Annotated in this window: 13 protein-coding genes and 1 riboswitch; of the genes, 2 read left to right on the top strand and 11 right to left on the bottom strand. The window is 50.7% G+C overall.

All coding sequences use genetic code 11. From position 1 onward, the window contains the following. Positions 1 to 28: 28 nt before the first annotated feature. From ACQY69_RS10170 to ACQY69_RS10135, 8 genes are all read right to left on the bottom strand, one after another. Positions 29 to 1,483, bottom strand: coding sequence for a UDP-N-acetylmuramoyl-L-alanyl-D-glutamate--2,6-diaminopimelate ligase (locus ACQY69_RS10170; RefSeq protein WP_428260411.1), 1,455 nt, complete (start codon positions 1,481 to 1,483; stop codon positions 29 to 31). Further along, positions 1,480 to 2,349, bottom strand: coding sequence for a diaminopimelate epimerase (dapF, locus tag ACQY69_RS10165; protein WP_428260410.1), 870 nt, complete (start codon positions 2,347 to 2,349; stop codon positions 1,480 to 1,482). Before dapF ends, ACQY69_RS10170 begins: the two co-directional genes overlap by 4 nt. A 17-nt stretch (positions 2,350 to 2,366) precedes the next feature. Continuing rightward, a complete protein-coding gene (locus tag ACQY69_RS10160) occupies positions 2,367 to 3,545 on the bottom strand; it encodes a trans-sulfuration enzyme family protein (RefSeq protein WP_428260409.1) in 1,179 nt (392 codons plus the stop codon). A gap of 254 nt (positions 3,546 to 3,799) precedes the next feature. Next, positions 3,800 to 4,243 carry a DUF3237 family protein gene (locus ACQY69_RS10155; protein ID WP_428260408.1) on the bottom strand — a complete coding sequence of 148 codons (444 nt, stop codon included), beginning with the start codon at positions 4,241 to 4,243 and terminating at the stop codon, positions 3,800 to 3,802. Next, positions 4,240 to 5,916, bottom strand: coding sequence for an amidohydrolase (locus tag ACQY69_RS10150; RefSeq protein ID WP_428260407.1), 1,677 nt, complete (start codon positions 5,914 to 5,916; stop codon positions 4,240 to 4,242). Before ACQY69_RS10150 ends, ACQY69_RS10155 begins: the two co-directional genes overlap by 4 nt. 28 nt (positions 5,917 to 5,944) lie before the next feature. Continuing rightward, positions 5,945 to 7,306: an APC family permease gene (locus ACQY69_RS10145; RefSeq protein WP_428260406.1), complete on the bottom strand. Its 1,362-nt coding sequence runs from the start codon at positions 7,304 to 7,306 to the stop codon at positions 5,945 to 5,947. Between the two features lie 116 nt (positions 7,307 to 7,422). After that, entirely contained in the window at positions 7,423 to 8,361 is a 939-nt protein-coding gene (locus ACQY69_RS10140) for a helix-turn-helix transcriptional regulator (protein ID WP_428260405.1), read from the bottom strand. Positions 8,362 to 8,567: 206 nt separating this feature from the next. Then, positions 8,568 to 9,839 carry a pyridoxal phosphate-dependent aminotransferase gene (locus ACQY69_RS10135; RefSeq protein ID WP_428261049.1) on the bottom strand — a complete coding sequence of 424 codons (1,272 nt, stop codon included), beginning with the start codon at positions 9,837 to 9,839 and terminating at the stop codon, positions 8,568 to 8,570. A gap of 229 nt (positions 9,840 to 10,068) precedes the next feature. Here ACQY69_RS10135 and ACQY69_RS10130 point away from each other — a divergent pair, with 229 nt between their 5' ends. Both ACQY69_RS10130 and thiC read left to right on the top strand, forming a co-directional pair. After that, positions 10,069 to 10,731 (top strand): peptidoglycan DD-metalloendopeptidase family protein, encoded by a 663-nt coding sequence (locus ACQY69_RS10130; protein WP_428260404.1) that lies wholly within the window; start codon positions 10,069 to 10,071, stop codon positions 10,729 to 10,731. A 131-nt stretch (positions 10,732 to 10,862) separates the two neighbouring features. Beyond that, a riboswitch (TPP riboswitch) is annotated at positions 10,863 to 10,968 on the top strand. A gap of 95 nt (positions 10,969 to 11,063) precedes the next feature. After that, positions 11,064 to 12,374 (top strand): phosphomethylpyrimidine synthase ThiC, encoded by a 1,311-nt coding sequence (gene thiC, locus ACQY69_RS10125; RefSeq protein WP_428260403.1) that lies wholly within the window; start codon positions 11,064 to 11,066, stop codon positions 12,372 to 12,374. Here the strand turns inward: thiC and ACQY69_RS10120 are convergent. From ACQY69_RS10120 to trmB, 3 genes are all read right to left on the bottom strand, one after another. Continuing rightward, complete coding sequence (locus ACQY69_RS10120) at positions 12,371 to 13,711, bottom strand: MATE family efflux transporter (protein WP_428260402.1); 1,341 nt, start codon at positions 13,709 to 13,711, stop codon at positions 12,371 to 12,373. The two genes, thiC and ACQY69_RS10120, sit on opposite strands and share 4 nt — an antisense overlap. A gap of 105 nt (positions 13,712 to 13,816) precedes the next feature. Further along, complete coding sequence (gene ltrA / locus ACQY69_RS10115) at positions 13,817 to 15,100, bottom strand: group II intron reverse transcriptase/maturase (protein ID WP_428260401.1); 1,284 nt, start codon at positions 15,098 to 15,100, stop codon at positions 13,817 to 13,819. 634 nt (positions 15,101 to 15,734) lie between these two features. Continuing rightward, entirely contained in the window at positions 15,735 to 16,433 is a 699-nt protein-coding gene (gene trmB / locus ACQY69_RS10110) for a tRNA (guanosine(46)-N7)-methyltransferase TrmB (RefSeq protein ID WP_428260400.1), read from the bottom strand. Between the last annotated feature and the right edge of the window lies 1 nt (position 16,434).

Here is a 16,434-nt window from a genome sequence, read left to right as displayed (position 1 = left end):
AGCGCAGTGATATACCGACGTTCTTCCCCTATTTGGTCCTGAGGTATTCAGACACTATCTTCTCCTCCGAGAAGAAGTGCTTGACGCCTTCTATCTCCTGGTATTCCTCGTGACCTTTGCCAATGAGAGCTACTATATCTCCCTCTCCACAGTTGTCGATAAGGTAATGTATGGCTTCCTCCCTGTCCATGATCACCTTGTATTCCCCGCCGTATACATCCAGACCACGGATGATATCCTTGTTTATCTCCTCTGTGGATTCGAAGCGCGGATTATCAAGCGTTATTATAGTCAGGTCAGCGTACTTCCCAGCCATCTCTCCCATGTCGAAGCGTCGCTGGCGAGCCTTGTTGCCGCCGCCTCCAAAGAGACAGATGAGGCGCTTCGGCTCATATTCCCTCAGAGTCTTCAACAGATTTTCCATGCTGAGCGCATTGTGAGCATAATCTATGAGGAATGTGGAAAAATGTACGTCGGTCAACAGCTGAGTCCTTCCTTTGACCCGCGTCTCGCTGATACCTCTGGCTATGATATCGGGAGATACTCCCATAAGATACGCTATCCCCGCCGCTGTCAACGCATTCTCAGCATTGTAAGCTCCCGGCATATTGAGTACGATCTTCTCGTCGAATTTTCCCGTTATCTCGAACTCGACCCCCAGTATCTTCGGTTCCCATATATTGCGTATATTCCTGCCCATGAAGTCCGCATCCCGGATCAGCGACACAGTATACACCTCATCAGCGTCAGCTGTCACCTCCTGCCAGTGACTGTCGTCGATATTGGCGACGGTGACTCTGGCCTGGCTGAATAGCCGTTTCTTGCAGTTAAGGTAGTCGTCGAAGTCTTCATGCTCCCCTGCCCCGATGTGATCCGGGGAGATGTTGAGGAAGGCCGCATAATCGAAGGTAATGCCATCGGTGCGATGCATTTTGAGACCCTGTGAGGAAACCTCCATGACTACATGGCTGCATCCGGCATCCAGCATCTGACGAAACATATGATGCAGCTCGTAGGATTCAGGCGTGGTATTCCTGGTCTCCATCTTCTCACTGCCGATGAAGGCCCCCAAAGTACCTATCATACCGACTTTGCGCCCTTCTTCTTCCAGAATCTTTTTTATCATGTGAGCGACGGTGGTCTTTCCCTTCGTCCCTGTCAGTCCTATCATCGTCATCTTTTCCGCCGGATGACCGAACCACCGGGCTGATATGAACGCCAGAGCCTTCCTTGTGTCATCCGTCTTCACCACTGTCACTCCGGTATGGTGATCGGGATCCTCCTCGGCCAGGATCGCGGCAGCTCCCGCCTTCACAGCATCGTCTATGTATTTATGTCCATCCGTCGCGAACCCTCTGAGGCAGACGAAAAGCGTCCCTTCGGACACTTTTCTCGAATCATATGCTATGGAAGTGACCTCAGTCTCCATACTTCCGCTGAGACAGGAGCTGGTCACATCTTTCAACAGATCTTTTAATTTCATAAATAAAACTCCCCTCCATAAACCACATGTGACGGCCCCGTCATATGGACAACGCCTTCTTCATCCCACCGGACATGAAGGATCCCTCCCGGCTGTTCCACATCCACAGTCCTCCCGCACAGTCCCAGCATGTTGAATATCACTACTGCCGAACAGCAGCCAGTACCGCAGCCCAGGGTCTCACCTGTACCGCGTTCCCATTCACGTATCCTGATATGTCCGTCATCTACCGGCTGAGCGAACGTGACATTGGTCCGTTCCGGGAAACACTCCATGTTTTCTACCATGGGTCCATATTTTTCCACGTCGATGTGCTCCGCGTCTTCGATCCGGAGCACCGTATGAGGATTGCCCCAGGAAAGCGATGACGCGTTGAAGATCCTGTCCCCGACAACAAGAGGCTGATCTATGAATCGCTCCTTTTCCGTCCTGACCGGCACCTGATCCGCCCTCAGTTCCGGCTTTCCTATGGATGCGCTTATATCGACCACCTGACCGTTTTCCACGCGGAGATCCACCGTCTTATCCCCGCCCAGGGTCTCGACAGTAAGGCGCGTCTTATCTGTCAGCCCATGAAAATACGCGAATTTCGATACGCTTCTCAACGCATTGCCGCACATCTCGGCCTCAGTCCCATCAGGATTGAATATCCTCATCCGAAAATCACACCTCTCGGACGAGCAGAGCAGCACTATCCCGTCAGAGCCTATTCCGAAATGTCTGTCACACATGCGTTTCGCCAGCCCTCCGAGGTCTTCCGGGATTTCCTTCGTCGCGTCTATATACACATAATCGTTGCCGAAAGCCTGCATCTTGGTGAACTTTATTTTTTCCATCTTCTCCATCTTTTCCATTATTCCTGTCATTTGCCACTGACCCCTGATCACTCCATCGCCTGAGCCAGATCAGCGATTATATCGTCCGGATCCTCTATACCGATGGATATCCTGACAAATTTCTCATTGATCCCCAGCTTTCGTCTGATGTCGTCCGGAATGGATTCGTGGGTCTGTGTGATAGGGTAAGTTATCAGCGTCTCGGTTCCCCCAAGGCTTTCGGCGAAAAGGATCATCTCCACGTCTGAAAGGAGCTTGTGAGCAGTTTCCTCGCTGTCCACCTCAAAGGATATCATCCCTCCGAAACCTGTCGCCTGGCTCAGATTCACGCTATATCCCGGATGATCTTCAAAACCCACGTAATATATCTTCTTCACTTTTTCGTGGTCCCTGAGCCACCTTGCTACCTTGGCGGCGTTTTCGTTATGTCTTTCCATCCTCAGGGAGAGAGTCTTGATACCTCTGAGGATGAGCCAGGAGTCAAACGGTCCCAGGCCGTTGCCCCGTGATTTCATTTCGCCTCTGAAATGCTCCGCCAGCGCCTTATCCTTCACCACAGCGATACCCGCTATCACATCGTTGTGACCGCAGAGGTACTTGGTGCCACTGTGGACCACGATATCCGCTCCCAAAGTGAGCGGTCTCTGGAAATATGGAGTCAGGAAGGTGTTGTCCACTGTCAGCAGCGCTCCCGCCTCTTTTGCGATAGCAGCTATGGCTCTGATGTCAGCCACCTTCATCATTGGATTGGTCGGTGTTTCAACGAAAAACATCTTCGTAGACGGCCGAACGGCTGCCTTGACCTTGTCCAGATCTGACATCTCAACATATGTGAACTCGCAGCCCAGCTTGCTGAAGATCTCGTCGCAGATACGGAAAGTCCCTCCGTAGATATCATCGGAGAGTATGACATGATCGCCCGGCTTCAATATGCCAAAGAGGCACATGTTAGCCGCCTGACCGCTGGTGAAAGCGAAGGCTTCCTCCCCCTCCTCCAGGATAGCCATAGTTCGTTCCAGCTCCTGTCTCGTAGGGTTCTGGAGTCTCGAATAGTCGTATCCCGTCGATACGCCAAACTTCCTGTGACGGAAGGTGGCTGTCTGGAATATCGGGAAACTGACAGCTCCTGTGATAGGGTCGCACCCCAGGCCGCCGTGGACCACCTTCGAGTCGAATTTCAGCTTCTCCTTGCGATCGAATTTATCATAATAGTTGTCATTTATCATTCATCCAACCTCCATATAAACTTCCGCGGCACCGTTTTCTGCCGCGGACATATATTTCTACATTTATCGACTCAATTATACACATCCTCAGCGGCATGTGTCAAGGTTGGGCGCGGCAGGCCGGCGAGCCGTACGCAAGGCGGAGACTTGTCAGCACATAAACGCAAAAATACAGACATTCTGCGAAAAGGCAAAATGTCTGTAAAACCAGGCGGTGCGGCAATGCTGCACGCAGCATTCACAAACGCGCAGCATCACACCTCATAGACCGAAAATCTCAGACGGCTCCAGTCGCAGATGACGCCGTCGCAGACGAATACCCTCTCTTCCAGCCATTTGTATCCGGCTTTGCCTGCGTCGAATTTGACGACGCCCTTGTAATAGTATTCATCCGGCGGGATCGCCTTCCCTTCTATGAGCTTTTGTTCCAGCTCCGGTTCCAGATGAAGATGCGCCGATACATTCATCAATATCTGTGATTCGTCATCGGTTTCCAGAGCCAGAGACATGTCTATGTGATTCCTGCCGCTGCCGGGAGTACATGTGACGCACATACCCAGCGGCATCACATTCCCTCTGAGCCTTTCGCCCCGGAACATCCCTCCCTGGGTGCTCGACAGGAGGATGTCTCCTCTTGCCGTATTTTCCATAAGCAATTCATCCTGCTGGCTCAGCTCCATATCGAACAGCTTTCTCATAGACTGCCCTTTATAATCTTTCCATCGAATATGACGGCGTCCACATTTATGTCTTTGAGCTGCTCCGCAGGTGTGTGGAGCGGATCACTGTCCACGACTATCATGTTGGCCAGCTTTCCCACTTCCAGTGATCCCATATCATCCTGCCAACGCAGCTGCTTCGCGCCGTTTATGGTGTAGCCTTTCAGCAGCACAGGTACGCTCAGCTTTGCCGACTCTTCAGGTCTCATGCTTCCCGGATACCGCTCCGGATCCAATGGAAACTCAGGATCCACCCTGGTAGCCGCCACCTGCATGCCGAAGAACGGATATGCCCTGTGGAGCTCATACCCTGTCACTACATCGCTGGAAAAATCTATAGTAGCGCCGCTCTCTATCATCGGATTGAATTGATACATCCTTCTCCATTTTTCCTCCGTGTAGTAATTCATCGCTTCTTCGCCGAAATATCCTCCTGACCAGTGGCATGACCAGTTGATGAATATCCCCAGCTGGGCAGGGCGCCCCATGTCTGAAGGGTCGACGACCTCGCAGTGTGCAAAGGTCGGACGGCACACCCACGGCTCTCCCTTTTCCCGGGCAGCTTTCTGCGCCATCTCCACTGCGTCACAGCCTACTCTGAAGGCTCTGTCTCCCACCATATGGATATGTATATCCAGACCCTCTTTGTTGCACAGCTCCATGCACTGAGCAAGCTCTTCCGTTTCCATCATTATCTCTCCGAAATTGCCCGGGTCGTGGATATGCTCATGCAGGGACGCGGAATTGCCGCTTTCGTTGGTCCCGTCCAGAAACAGCTTCATGGTATTGATCTTTATATGGTCGGTCGTATACAGCTTCTGATATTCTCTCAGCTTTGCTATCTTCTCCGGCAGATCTTCATGATTCCAGAATCTGACCATACCGTCGTAATACACATTGAGCTTTCCCACCTTATCCAGCTCATATATCCCTCGGATCTGATCGTCGTTTTCGATGAAACCGTCGGCCATGGCGGTTATCCCGCTTTCCTCCAGAAAATCGAAGAAGCTTTTCATCGTCTCGGCATTCAGTTCCTCCGGCGGCTGCCACCCCAGCGCTTTGTACATGTTGTCCACGAATTTGTACCACGCCATCTCTCTTATCCAGCCAGTCGGGTTCCCTTCGTCATCTCTGACGAAGGTCTCCAGCGGGCCCGGGTCGGGCGTATCTTTATCTACCTCCAGGAGCTCCAGCATTTTGCTGTTGACCCAGCACAGATGCTCTCCAAAATCCTGGCAGTGGACCGGCCTGTCGCTTATAGCCGTGTCCAGCAGCTCTTTCGTCGGCCCTTTTTCATCGAACATGGATGTCGGATAATATTCGAAATACAGGAACGGACATTCTTCCTTAGGATGCTCCTCTCCGTATTTTTTTATAAACGCCAGCAGCTCATCCACATCTTCTGTCCACGGCAATCTTACATGCCAAAGGCTCTTAGCTACCCATCCAGGATGGATGTGACTGTCGATGATGCCGGGCAGCACCGTCCTGCCACCGACATCATATATCTTTGCGTCGCCATATTTCTCCATGTCCACATCCGCCGCTGTTCCGACGAATCCTATCCTCTTGCCGTCAAAGACCAGGCAGTCGGCCTGCGGACAGCCTTCGGCGGACGTGTAAATCCTCGCGTTTTTGATTATAGTAGTCATGTTTTTCCTCCGGTCGGTTTTTATTTTGCTATTCCTCTATCTTCATCTCTGGCGGCAGCTGCCTGAAGCCTTTTGTCTTGACGGCCAGATAAACGATACCTACCAGCAGCCAGATCCCGCCTAATATCTTCGCAGGTGTTTCGATGAAGTAAAATACTACGATCAGACTTATCATCCCGATGACAGGGATGACGAGATGTTTTATCATCGCGGATGCACCCCGCTCCTTTCCTCTGATGATGTAATGTCCCACTACTGAGAAATTCACCATGAAGAACCCGCACACGGCACCGAAGGACACCAGCGACGCCGCTCCCATCACATTGTCCTGATAGAAGATGGCGGTCAGCGCGATTATCGTAGTCAGCACTATGTTGTTGACCGGAGTCTGGAACTTAGGAGACAATTTCCCAAAGAATTTCTTCGGCAGGATGTTGTCACGCCCCATTCCGTACAGGATACGTGAAACAGCGCCCATCCCGGCCAGCGCGCATACGAAGCTGCCGCAGTTGTCTATGATGAAGAATATAGTTCCCAGCCACGACATCCCTATATGAGGGAAGAGCTCGAATATACCGGTATCAGGATCTTCGATGTTGGCATAGGCCTGCGGCCACGCTATCTGCGAAAAGTAGGCGACGATGGCGAAGATGATCCCCGCTCCTATCACCACGCCCATGATGGCCTTGCCCATAACTTTTTCCGGCTCCTTCGCCTCCTCGGCCAGCGTCGTAACAGCGTCGAAGCCAACGAAGGATGCACAGAGAACTGCCGAAGCGGAAAGGATCCCTTTTATCTGGAAATTTTCCGGATTGTAAAAAGCTGAAGGATCGAACAGTGTGCCTGAGCCGCCTCCATCCGTGACGTATCTCACGATGCAGGCGATGAACAGTATCGTGAATCCGATGGCTGCACATGTTACGATGGTATCGACGATACTTGCCGTCTTTATCCCTACGATATTTATCACCATGCCTATCAATGCTACGATTATCACGATGACCCATACAGGTATCATAGGAAAATATTCGTTGATATAGACTCCCAGCAGCAGATAACAGATCATCGGCAGCAACAGGTAATCCACCAGCATGACCCAGCCTGACAGGAAGCCCACATGGGGCTGTACCGATTTGCTTATGTAGGTATAGGCCGAACCAGCTGATGGATATGCCTTTACCATCTGAGTATAGCTGTACGCCGTAAATGCCATCACCACTGCTGTAGCACATATCGACAGCGTATACATCCCGCCGGTGCTCGGCGTAAAGAGACCGTAGTAATTGAATACTACCGTCGGGGCCAGGTACGCCAGACCGAACATGATGATAAGAGGCAACGTCAATGTTCGTTTCAGCGTAGTTTCGCCCATTTGATTTTTTTCACTCATGATTATACCTCCCTGAATATTGATATGATTACTCTTTCATAATATTCAGTGAATTTCAGAGGAACAATGGCGTTTTATTGTTGTTTTCCTGTGTTTGGAAGCAATATCAACAATATTTATCTTTCAAAGAGCTGGATGTAGTGTTCCACCATCATGTCGTCGACTATGCTCCTGATTATCCGCGGTTCATAGTACACCATATTGTTCTCCGACTGCTTCACGTATTTCTCCCTGAACTGACGCGGCGTACATTTGTACCATTCCTTAAAGGCCTTGTAATAATACTGCGGATCAGAAAAGCCGCATTCTTCCGCTATCTCGACGATGGTGTGATTGGTGTTTATCAGGAACCACTCGGATTTATTGGCCCTGATATACGACACCATATTGCTGAATCCGATGGAGACCTTTGACATGAACTCCGACAGGTAACTCTTGGAAATTCCAAGATGGGAGGCCAGATCGTCCAGTGTTATCTTCTCCTCAAAATGCGCCCCTATATACGTGTATATATCCCGGCACCTGTCAAAGAATTCCCGCTTCATTTCCAGGCCGCCGTAATGGTAGAGGATGATATTGAAATGAAAGACGAAGAGATCCACCATCGATTCGGTTATCTTCCATATCCGTCCTGTATCCTCTTCCGCCCTTCCATCTAAAAATAGCTTCAGCAATGTTATCAGCTTTCCTCTCAGCTTGTCGTGGTATTCGCTGGGATAGACTGACATGGTGGACTGACTGCATCCCTCGCACACGAACAATTGATGCTTTATATCAGGGTATTTTTCTTCGAAAGCCATTAAATCGACATAAAATGACACGCACATGTTATACCCATCACTCTTAAGATAATAAGCGTCTCTGTCTACGGATATATATTCGCCGCTGTTCAGCGTGAACTCCTCGTATGCGTACGAAAAAGTCACCGTTCCTGTGAGACAGAGGATTATCTCCAGCATGCCAGCCTCATGCATCTGCAGCTCCTTTTCTTTCACCGCGTATACGCTGACGCTCAGCGGAGTATCTCCGATCTTGATGATGTTTTCGCAGTTCATTACCCGGCCTTCCTTCCCTCATTTTGATATCAATTTACTACAGCAGCTGACTTTTTTCAACAGCTTCCGATGTCAGCAGGATGATAATATCTCGCAGTCGGCCGCTCCGTCAGGTCATGGAGCGTCGCCATCTTAAAAGGGCTCCCGGCCTTGCAACGCAAGACCGGGAGCTCTTTAACCGCACATGAATCGTCAGCGCGGATCAGCTATCCCATCACAGCCTTTATCATGGCTGGGATCCTTCTGCATTTTTCCTCGGAAACGGAAGCTACCGAGACCCTGAGCCCTTTGGCCAGCGGAACGATAAACAGCCCCTGCTTTTCAAGCTGAGCGCTTATGCCGTCGGGATCACTGCACGGTATGGAGGCGAAGAAACCGGCGTCGAAAGGCACCATCTCCAGTCCCACTTTAGCCGCTTCCTCCTCGAATGCCCTGCCTCTGGCCAGCAGCATATCCCTGTAACGAGCTCTCTCCTCGCTGACTCTTGCCAGCAGCTTATCATCGGCGTATATCTTGGCCAGCAACACCTGGGCCGCTTTGGTACCATTGGACCAGGATCCTCTCGATGAAAACTCACAGACACGCTTGAATTCATCAGCTATCTCTCTCGTCTTCGCCATGCAGATGAGAGCTCCGCATCTTGTCCCATATAAGGTAAACGTCTTCGAAAGGCTATAGGCTATTATCGGAAGGACATTTTCCGGCATAGTCTCCAGCTTTGGCAGGAATCTCCTGCATTCCTCTTCGTCTCCGGCAAAATCTATATAGGCCGCGTCCACTACCAACGCAATGGCTTTGCCTTTCTTTGCCGCTTCCGTCAGGACTTCTGTGACCTTGTCCCAGTCGCCCAGCGTAAGGGAATATCCTGTCGGATTGTGAGCCGGGGTATTGAGTATTATCACCAGACTGTCCTGTGTATCCAGAAGCTGGAGGACCTTTTCCCTGAAGGACTGCCAGTTGAACTTTCTGTCTTCGGTAAAGAGGCTGAACGTATCCACTCTCCGTCTTATCTCTCCCGCGATAGTGTTATATGGCGACCAGTGCCAGTCCGAAGTCAATACTTTGTCTCCCGGCTGAGAATAGTTGGCGATGGCGTTTCTCAAAGCTCCTGTTCCTCCCGGAGCAGCTACTGCATCTGTAAAGCTTTTGGGCCGGAATTTTCCAAAAGCAGCTTTCTGTACTGCTTCCCTGAAAGCAGGTATCCCGCATATAGGCGCGTAATCTGCGTATTCATCAGGCTTCAGTCCTCTGAAGACCTCATCTACTGAAGAAAGGACTATCAGCTTGCCGTCATCATCCAGAAGAGAGCCTATGGTCGCATTTATGACTTTATCGGCACCCTTTTCGGCTATCATCTTCTTCGCTCTGTTGCTTATCCCGAAAATCTTATCTTCCTTTGGTATGCTCCTGTCGTTCTGTCTGGCTAAAATGTACTCCGCCACTTTAAAATCACCTCTGAAAATTATTTTTGTATCCATTCTCACACAGGTTTACGCTCCGTCTGACGCGCCGAAACTGTCGAGACTACCGGGCCGCCGCAGTTGCCAAAATTTCCAAAACAGCCGGCCGTGCGCCGCCTGACGCCTTTTCCCGCATTGAACTTTAACATTTAATATAATACAACATTTCATCCTTTTATTACAAGTAATTAACGGTATTAATTTTCCTCCCATTGTCGATACTAAATCCATAGGAGGTAAGATGCACATGAGACAGGACAAAAAGCAAAAAGATATCCCCGCCATCACTCTGGTGCTGTGTTTTTGTCTGATGGCGCTCGTTTCCGTTTTCGTCGTAAAAGCTAATGTGGATAAGATCCGCGATACCGCCCAGAGCAATAAAGCAGCGGATGTCGTAAAAGAAAAAGCCGTCGAGGAAAACACAGAAACAGAAGCCGATATAGTGGACAGCCTTGACAGCACAGACTCCGGCGCAGACGATACCGAAAGCCAGAACGCCGCGGAATTCACCGCTCCCCTTTCAGGAGAGATCATCATGGATTTTTCCATGGACATGCCCATATATCAAAAGACTCTCGACCAGTACATGACCCACAGTGGTATAGACATCGCCGCCCCTGAAGGGACCGGAGTGAGCGCCTGTGCCGCCGGTACGGTAACACGGATAGAGGAGGACGACAAGTTGGGTATCGTCGTAGAGATAAATCACGGCAACAACCTGCTGTCAGTCTACGGCAATCTGGCAGGCGATGACCTTATCGAGCTGGGTGAGATCGTTTCCAGGGGAGATACTATCGGAAAAGTAGGCCGCACTTCTCTGTTTGAATTCGGTGAAGACGATCACCTTCACTTCGAAATGAGGAAAAACGGAGATCCTGTAGCCCCCGGCAGTTATATAAAGGGTCTGTAGACGCGGACTTATGGCCGCGGGATGACGACCGCGGCAGCGTCGGCGATTCACCTGGACTGTATCGAAACTGCGGCTTCACTCATCTGAAATCAGCTTGACAATCGCTCAGTCAGGGATATAATAAACACATAGACAATTTAACGGGGAGCTTGTGGAACAGGCTGAGAGGAAGCAGGAGCTTCGACCCATGAACCTGATGTGGATAATGCCAACGTAGGGATATGAAGATGTGTTTCGCACATCATACGTATATGTCGATAAACAGAAGCGTACATGCCCCGGCGTGTACGCTTTTTCCATATATCCACGTAGGAAAACTGAGACGGGAGGTAATGATGAACTACACTACTCAGATGGATGCCGCGAGAAAAGGCATCGTCACACCGCAATTGGAAACTGTCGCGAAAAAGGAAAACATGTCTGTGGAAAAGCTGCAGGAATTGGTAGCCGAAGGGAAAGTAGCCATATGCGCCAACAAAAGGCATACATGCCTGGATGCCGAAGGCATCGGAAGCATGCTCAGAACGAAGATAAATGTGAACCTCGGAGTTTCCAGAGACTGCAAGGACTACGACATAGAGATGGAAAAGGTCATGAGCGCTGTTAACATGGGAGCCGAGGCTATCATGGATCTTTCCAGTCACGGAAACACTCAGCCTTTCAGGAGAAAGCTTACTTCCGAATGCCCTGTCATGATAGGGACAGTACCTGTCTATGACAGCGTGATACACTATCAACGCGACCTGTCGACATTGACGGCCAGAGATTTCATCGATGTTATCCGTCTTCATGCGGAGGACGGGGTGGATTTCGTGACGCTCCACTGCGGTATAACGAGAAAGACCATCGATCAGATAAAGAAACACAAGAGAAAGACCAATATCGTCAGCAGAGGCGGCAGTCTGGTCTTCGCCTGGATGTCCATGACAGGAGAGGAAAATCCTTTTTACGAATACTACGACGAAATACTCGATATATGCGAAGAATACGATGTGACCATCTCCCTGGGCGATGCCTGCCGTCCAGGATGTCTTGCCGATGCCACCGACGTATGCCAGATAGAAGAACTGGTACGCCTTGGGGAGCTGACAAAGCGAGCCTGGGAGCACAACGTACAGGTTATGGTAGAGGGTCCCGGACATGTTCCTCTCGATCAGGTAGCAGCAAACATGAAGGTGCAGCAAACTATCTGCATGGGAGCTCCTTTCTACGTGCTGGGGCCGCTCGTGACTGATATCGCTATGGGCTACGATCATATCACCGCCGCTATAGGCGGCGCCGTGGCTGCTATGAACGGCGCTGCGTTCCTCTGCTATGTGACGCCTGCAGAGCATCTGGCTCTTCCAAACGTAGAAGATGTAAAGCAAGGTATCATCGCATCCAAGATAGCGGCTCATGCAGCTGATATAGCTAAAGGGATCCCCGGAGCCCGCGACATAGACGACCGTATGAGCGATGCCAGACGCGAACTGGACTGGGACAAACAATTCGAATGCGCGTTGGATCCCGAAACGGCCAGAGCTATCCGTGACAGCAGGAAGCCTGAAGAAGATCATGAGGAAGCCTGCAGCATGTGCGGCAAATTCTGCGCGGTCCGCAGCATGAACAAGGCCCTTTCAGGAGAATACATAGACATACTTTAGACTTCACTGACGGGGACGACCGCCCCCTTGTACACTGCAAAGGCGACGACAGCTGTTACCGCCTCTGTCACCCAAAAGGCGTTCCACACGCCCGTCGGGCCAAAGAGGCGGCTCAGCAGGAAGGAAACAGGAAGGATGACGACGATATAGCGGCACAGGGAAATGACGAGGGACGGCAGGCCTTTCCCCAATCCTTCCAGTGCTCCTGACGATGTAACGGAGACGGCCGAAACGATGAATCCCGCGCTGATGATGCGAAGGGCCGTTTCCCCCGCCGCCACAGTTGCCTCCGTATGCGTGAAAAGCCCCATCAACTGCCCCGGAACGGCGAGGCATATGGCAGTACCTGCAACCATGATGACGCCGCTCATACACAGCACGATACCATAAATACGCTTCACCCGTCCGTGTTCGCCCGCCCCGTAATTGTAACCTATCAGCGGACGCATCCCCTGTATTATGCCGTTAGCGGGAAGATAGAGGAATGTCTGCAGCTTGTAATAGATACCCAGAACCAGAACGTAGACCTGCGAATATGACGCCAGGATGGCATTGAGGGCGGATATCAGGAAAGAAGGAAGAGCCAGGTTCAGCGTCGCCGGTATCCCTATGGAATACAGCTTTGCTGCCATCTTCCTGCGAGGAACCAGGTGCTTCCTGTCTATCCGCACGTTTATCGGGCTCACCCTGTAGACCACTAGATATATGGCCAGCGAAAGAGTCTGGCCTATGCCGGTGGCGAGAGCCGCCCCTTCCATTCCCATTTCGGGAAAAGGTCCCAATCCGAATATCAGCACAGGGTCCAGCACGATGTTGGCGACACAGCCGCTGGTCAGTCCCAGCATAGTCACATTCATCCTTCCTACTGACTGAAATATCTTTTCAAATACAAGACCCAGCATGATCGCCAGTGCAAAGAGAAATGCGATGTTGGAATATCTGACACCTAACTGTACCACAACTTCCGACGATGTAAACATCCGCAAAAAAGCAGGCATCACAGCGATACCGGCGATAGTCATCACCGCGCCGTGAACAGCTGCCAGCACCAGGCCCTGGGTCGCCGCCATATTGGCTCTGACATTGTCCTGCGCCCCCAGGTAAAAGGCGATGACTGCATTTATCCCGACTCCGAATCCTATCCCCAGGGCGTTTATGAAATTCTGTACCGGGTACACCAGCGACAGGGCGGTCATGGCGTCCTCACTTATTTGGGCTACAAAGAAGCTGTCCACTATGTTGTACAGCGAGTTGACCAGCATCGACAACACCATTGGAAGGGACATCGACAGTATGAGCCGGAATACCGGCCTTTCCTTCATGAAAGTCTCGTTCATCGTTTTTCTCTCCTCCAACAATCGAGTAGGAGGTAGGCGATTATTTCGCCTACCGACCTCTCACACCACCGCTCATGCGGTTCCGCAAGCGGCGGTTCAACCAACTTAACATATGACACGCCTTTCGGCGTAGTAATTACTCATGGAGACTAGCCCAAATGTGGTTAGTCTTTCATTGCTTATCGCTTTATGTACCCAGCCGTTATGCGCAAGCCTCGCATAACGGTCTCCACTGTAGGCAATTTTGTATGCCGCCCAGCGGGGTACGTCCAGCTTCATCAGGTTCTTTGCCCTATTCTGCGGTGTTTTCCAATGCTTCCAAATACACATCCGCAGACGGTAGCGTATGTTTCTGTCCAAACGCTCACATAATCCCTTCATGCTCCCGATTTTGAAGTAGTTTATCCATCCTCGGATAAGCTGGTTCAGTTTCTGCACTTTGTAACTGTTGCTCACTCCCCAGCTCCTGCATGTCAGCTTCTTCATCTGTGCTTTGAATTTCGCTACTGCTTTCGGGTGCGGTCTGGCTTTATATCCTTTGGCTAATGTGTCATAGTAAAATCCAAATCCGAGATACTTGATTCCTTTGGGCTTGTCCACCTTGCTCTTTTCAGCATTTACTTTCAATCCCAGCTTTTCCTCAATAAATCGGGTAGCACTTTTCATTACCCTCTCCGCCGCCTGCTTACTTCCTACCATGATAATCAGATCGTCCGCATAGCGCACGAAATCCAACCCTCTTGCCTCAAGCTCTTTATCCAACTCGTTCAGCATGACATTTGCCAACAGCGGCGATATATTCCCTCCCTGTGGTGTGCCGACAACTGTATCTTCATACTCGTCATCGATCATCACTCCACTGGCCAGAAATTTCCTTACCACTGAGATAACGTCTCCGTCCTTTATTGTCCGTCCGAAAATCGTCATCAACTTGTCATGGTTTACCGTGTCGAAGAACTTTGCAAGGTCGATATCCACTATCCAGCTATGCCCATCGTTCATCATCTCTAATGCTTTCAGCACTGCCTGTTGCGCACACCGATTCGGTCTGAATCCATAACTATGCTCGTGAAACTGCTCCTCGAAGATTGGCGTGAGTACTTGTGTTACTGCCTGTTGTACAAACCGGTCAACTACCGTTGGTATTCCAAGGTTTCTTGTCCCTCCATCTGGTTTTGGTATCTCCACCCGTCTAACTGGCTGCGGTTTGTACTTCCTTGTCCGCAGCTGCTTCCTGATGTTTTCGCCGTTTTCCGCAAGATATGCGCCAAGCTCTTCAACGGTCATCCCGTCTACGCCTGCCGCTCCTTTGTTTCTGACGATTTGCAGATATGCCACATTGAGGTTATCATTGCTCACTATCTGCTCCATGAGACTTCTTGTGTCCATGCGTTGTTTCCTTTCTCCCCCTTTTGCCTTTGCCGCCTTTGATGTCATCGACAGGCGTTTGCTCCGGCTACGAAGTGGAACGTACTTCAACTGATTGATTGTTCGGTCCTTCGCTCCATCCCCATTACAGGAACTTCTTCACTACTACGACCTCTGCTGACTTCTCACAGTTCGTTGTTACTACGGCTAATGAGACCGCCTGTGAGACCTCCCCGCTTAAGGTGCGGACTCTTTCCCTCCATATACCTGCCACATTTACTGGTACTTCCAGCAACTTTTGGACTTCGATGTTTCTTGCCGTCTTATCCGTATTTCCCAGCCTTATATGTGGTTTCTGTCCGTCAGGTCAGAGGTTTGCCTACAGCTTCCTTCAGATTTCACCTCACGGTGAACACACTTGCTGTTCAGCTATGTGCTTCGTCGTTGCCTACGCGCACTCGGGACTTTCACCCGTTAGAGCCCGCCCATGGCGGGCGAACAAAAAACACACAGTCGTCTAATGACAACTGTGTGGCGAAAACACGATCTTATATCATCCGGAAAAATCCACACGCGATTTTCCTCGACTATTATATGGCAGTTCGCTTCTCCGGTCAAGATATTTTCCGCCGCAGTTTCCGGCGCGGATCCTCTTTCATTCCACCAGCACCTTCACGTAATTGATATTTTTCCCTCTGCTGCTGAACTTGTCCTCGTACTCGGTAGTCGTCAGGCGTGATTCGAAGCTGCTGCTGTGAAGATCTCGTGTCTGCTCAACAATCTCGTATCCTGCCGCTGCTATCTCTCTCAGAGTGAAATCGTACAAATCATCGTTATCGGTCTTCATCTCTATGAATCCGCCTTTTTTCAGCGCCCATGCATAGTCCTTCAGCCTTTCCCTGTGAGTCAGCCTCCGTTTGGCATGGCGCGCCTTGGGCCATGGATCGCTGAAATTCAGGTAGATTCCCGAGAGCTGTCCCTCATCGAACAATTCATCCATGGTATGGACGAAGGTAAGCATAAATTTGAGATTGGTCAGCCTGCCGTGGGAAGCGCCGGACATGCTCCCGGCCGGATCGGCGCTGTCGTATTCCCTGGCTTTTTCCAACGCCCGCAGTATCACCGTTTCCTGACCCTCTATGGCGATGAAATCAGCCTCCGGATGGGACGCTGCTTTGCTTATTATGAACTGTCCTTTGCCGCATCCTATCTCAACGAACAGATCTCTGTGATAACCGCCATCAGCGATCCTACGGCCGAAATAGTCCCGGCCGTCCTGGCCGGGACCATCTGTCATATAGGCGCTGCATTCCCGCAGCCTCTTTTCCAGGTCTTTAGCCTTTCTCTGTCTCATA

It is taken from the genome of Gallibacter sp. Marseille-QA0791 (genome assembly GCF_965119705.1).
In the GTDB taxonomy this organism is placed as follows: Bacteria; Bacillota; Clostridia; order Peptostreptococcales; family Anaerovoracaceae; genus Lentihominibacter; species Lentihominibacter excrementipullorum.
The sequence above is the reverse complement of the archived record's forward strand: the minus strand, read 5'-3'. Positions and strand labels throughout refer to the sequence as shown.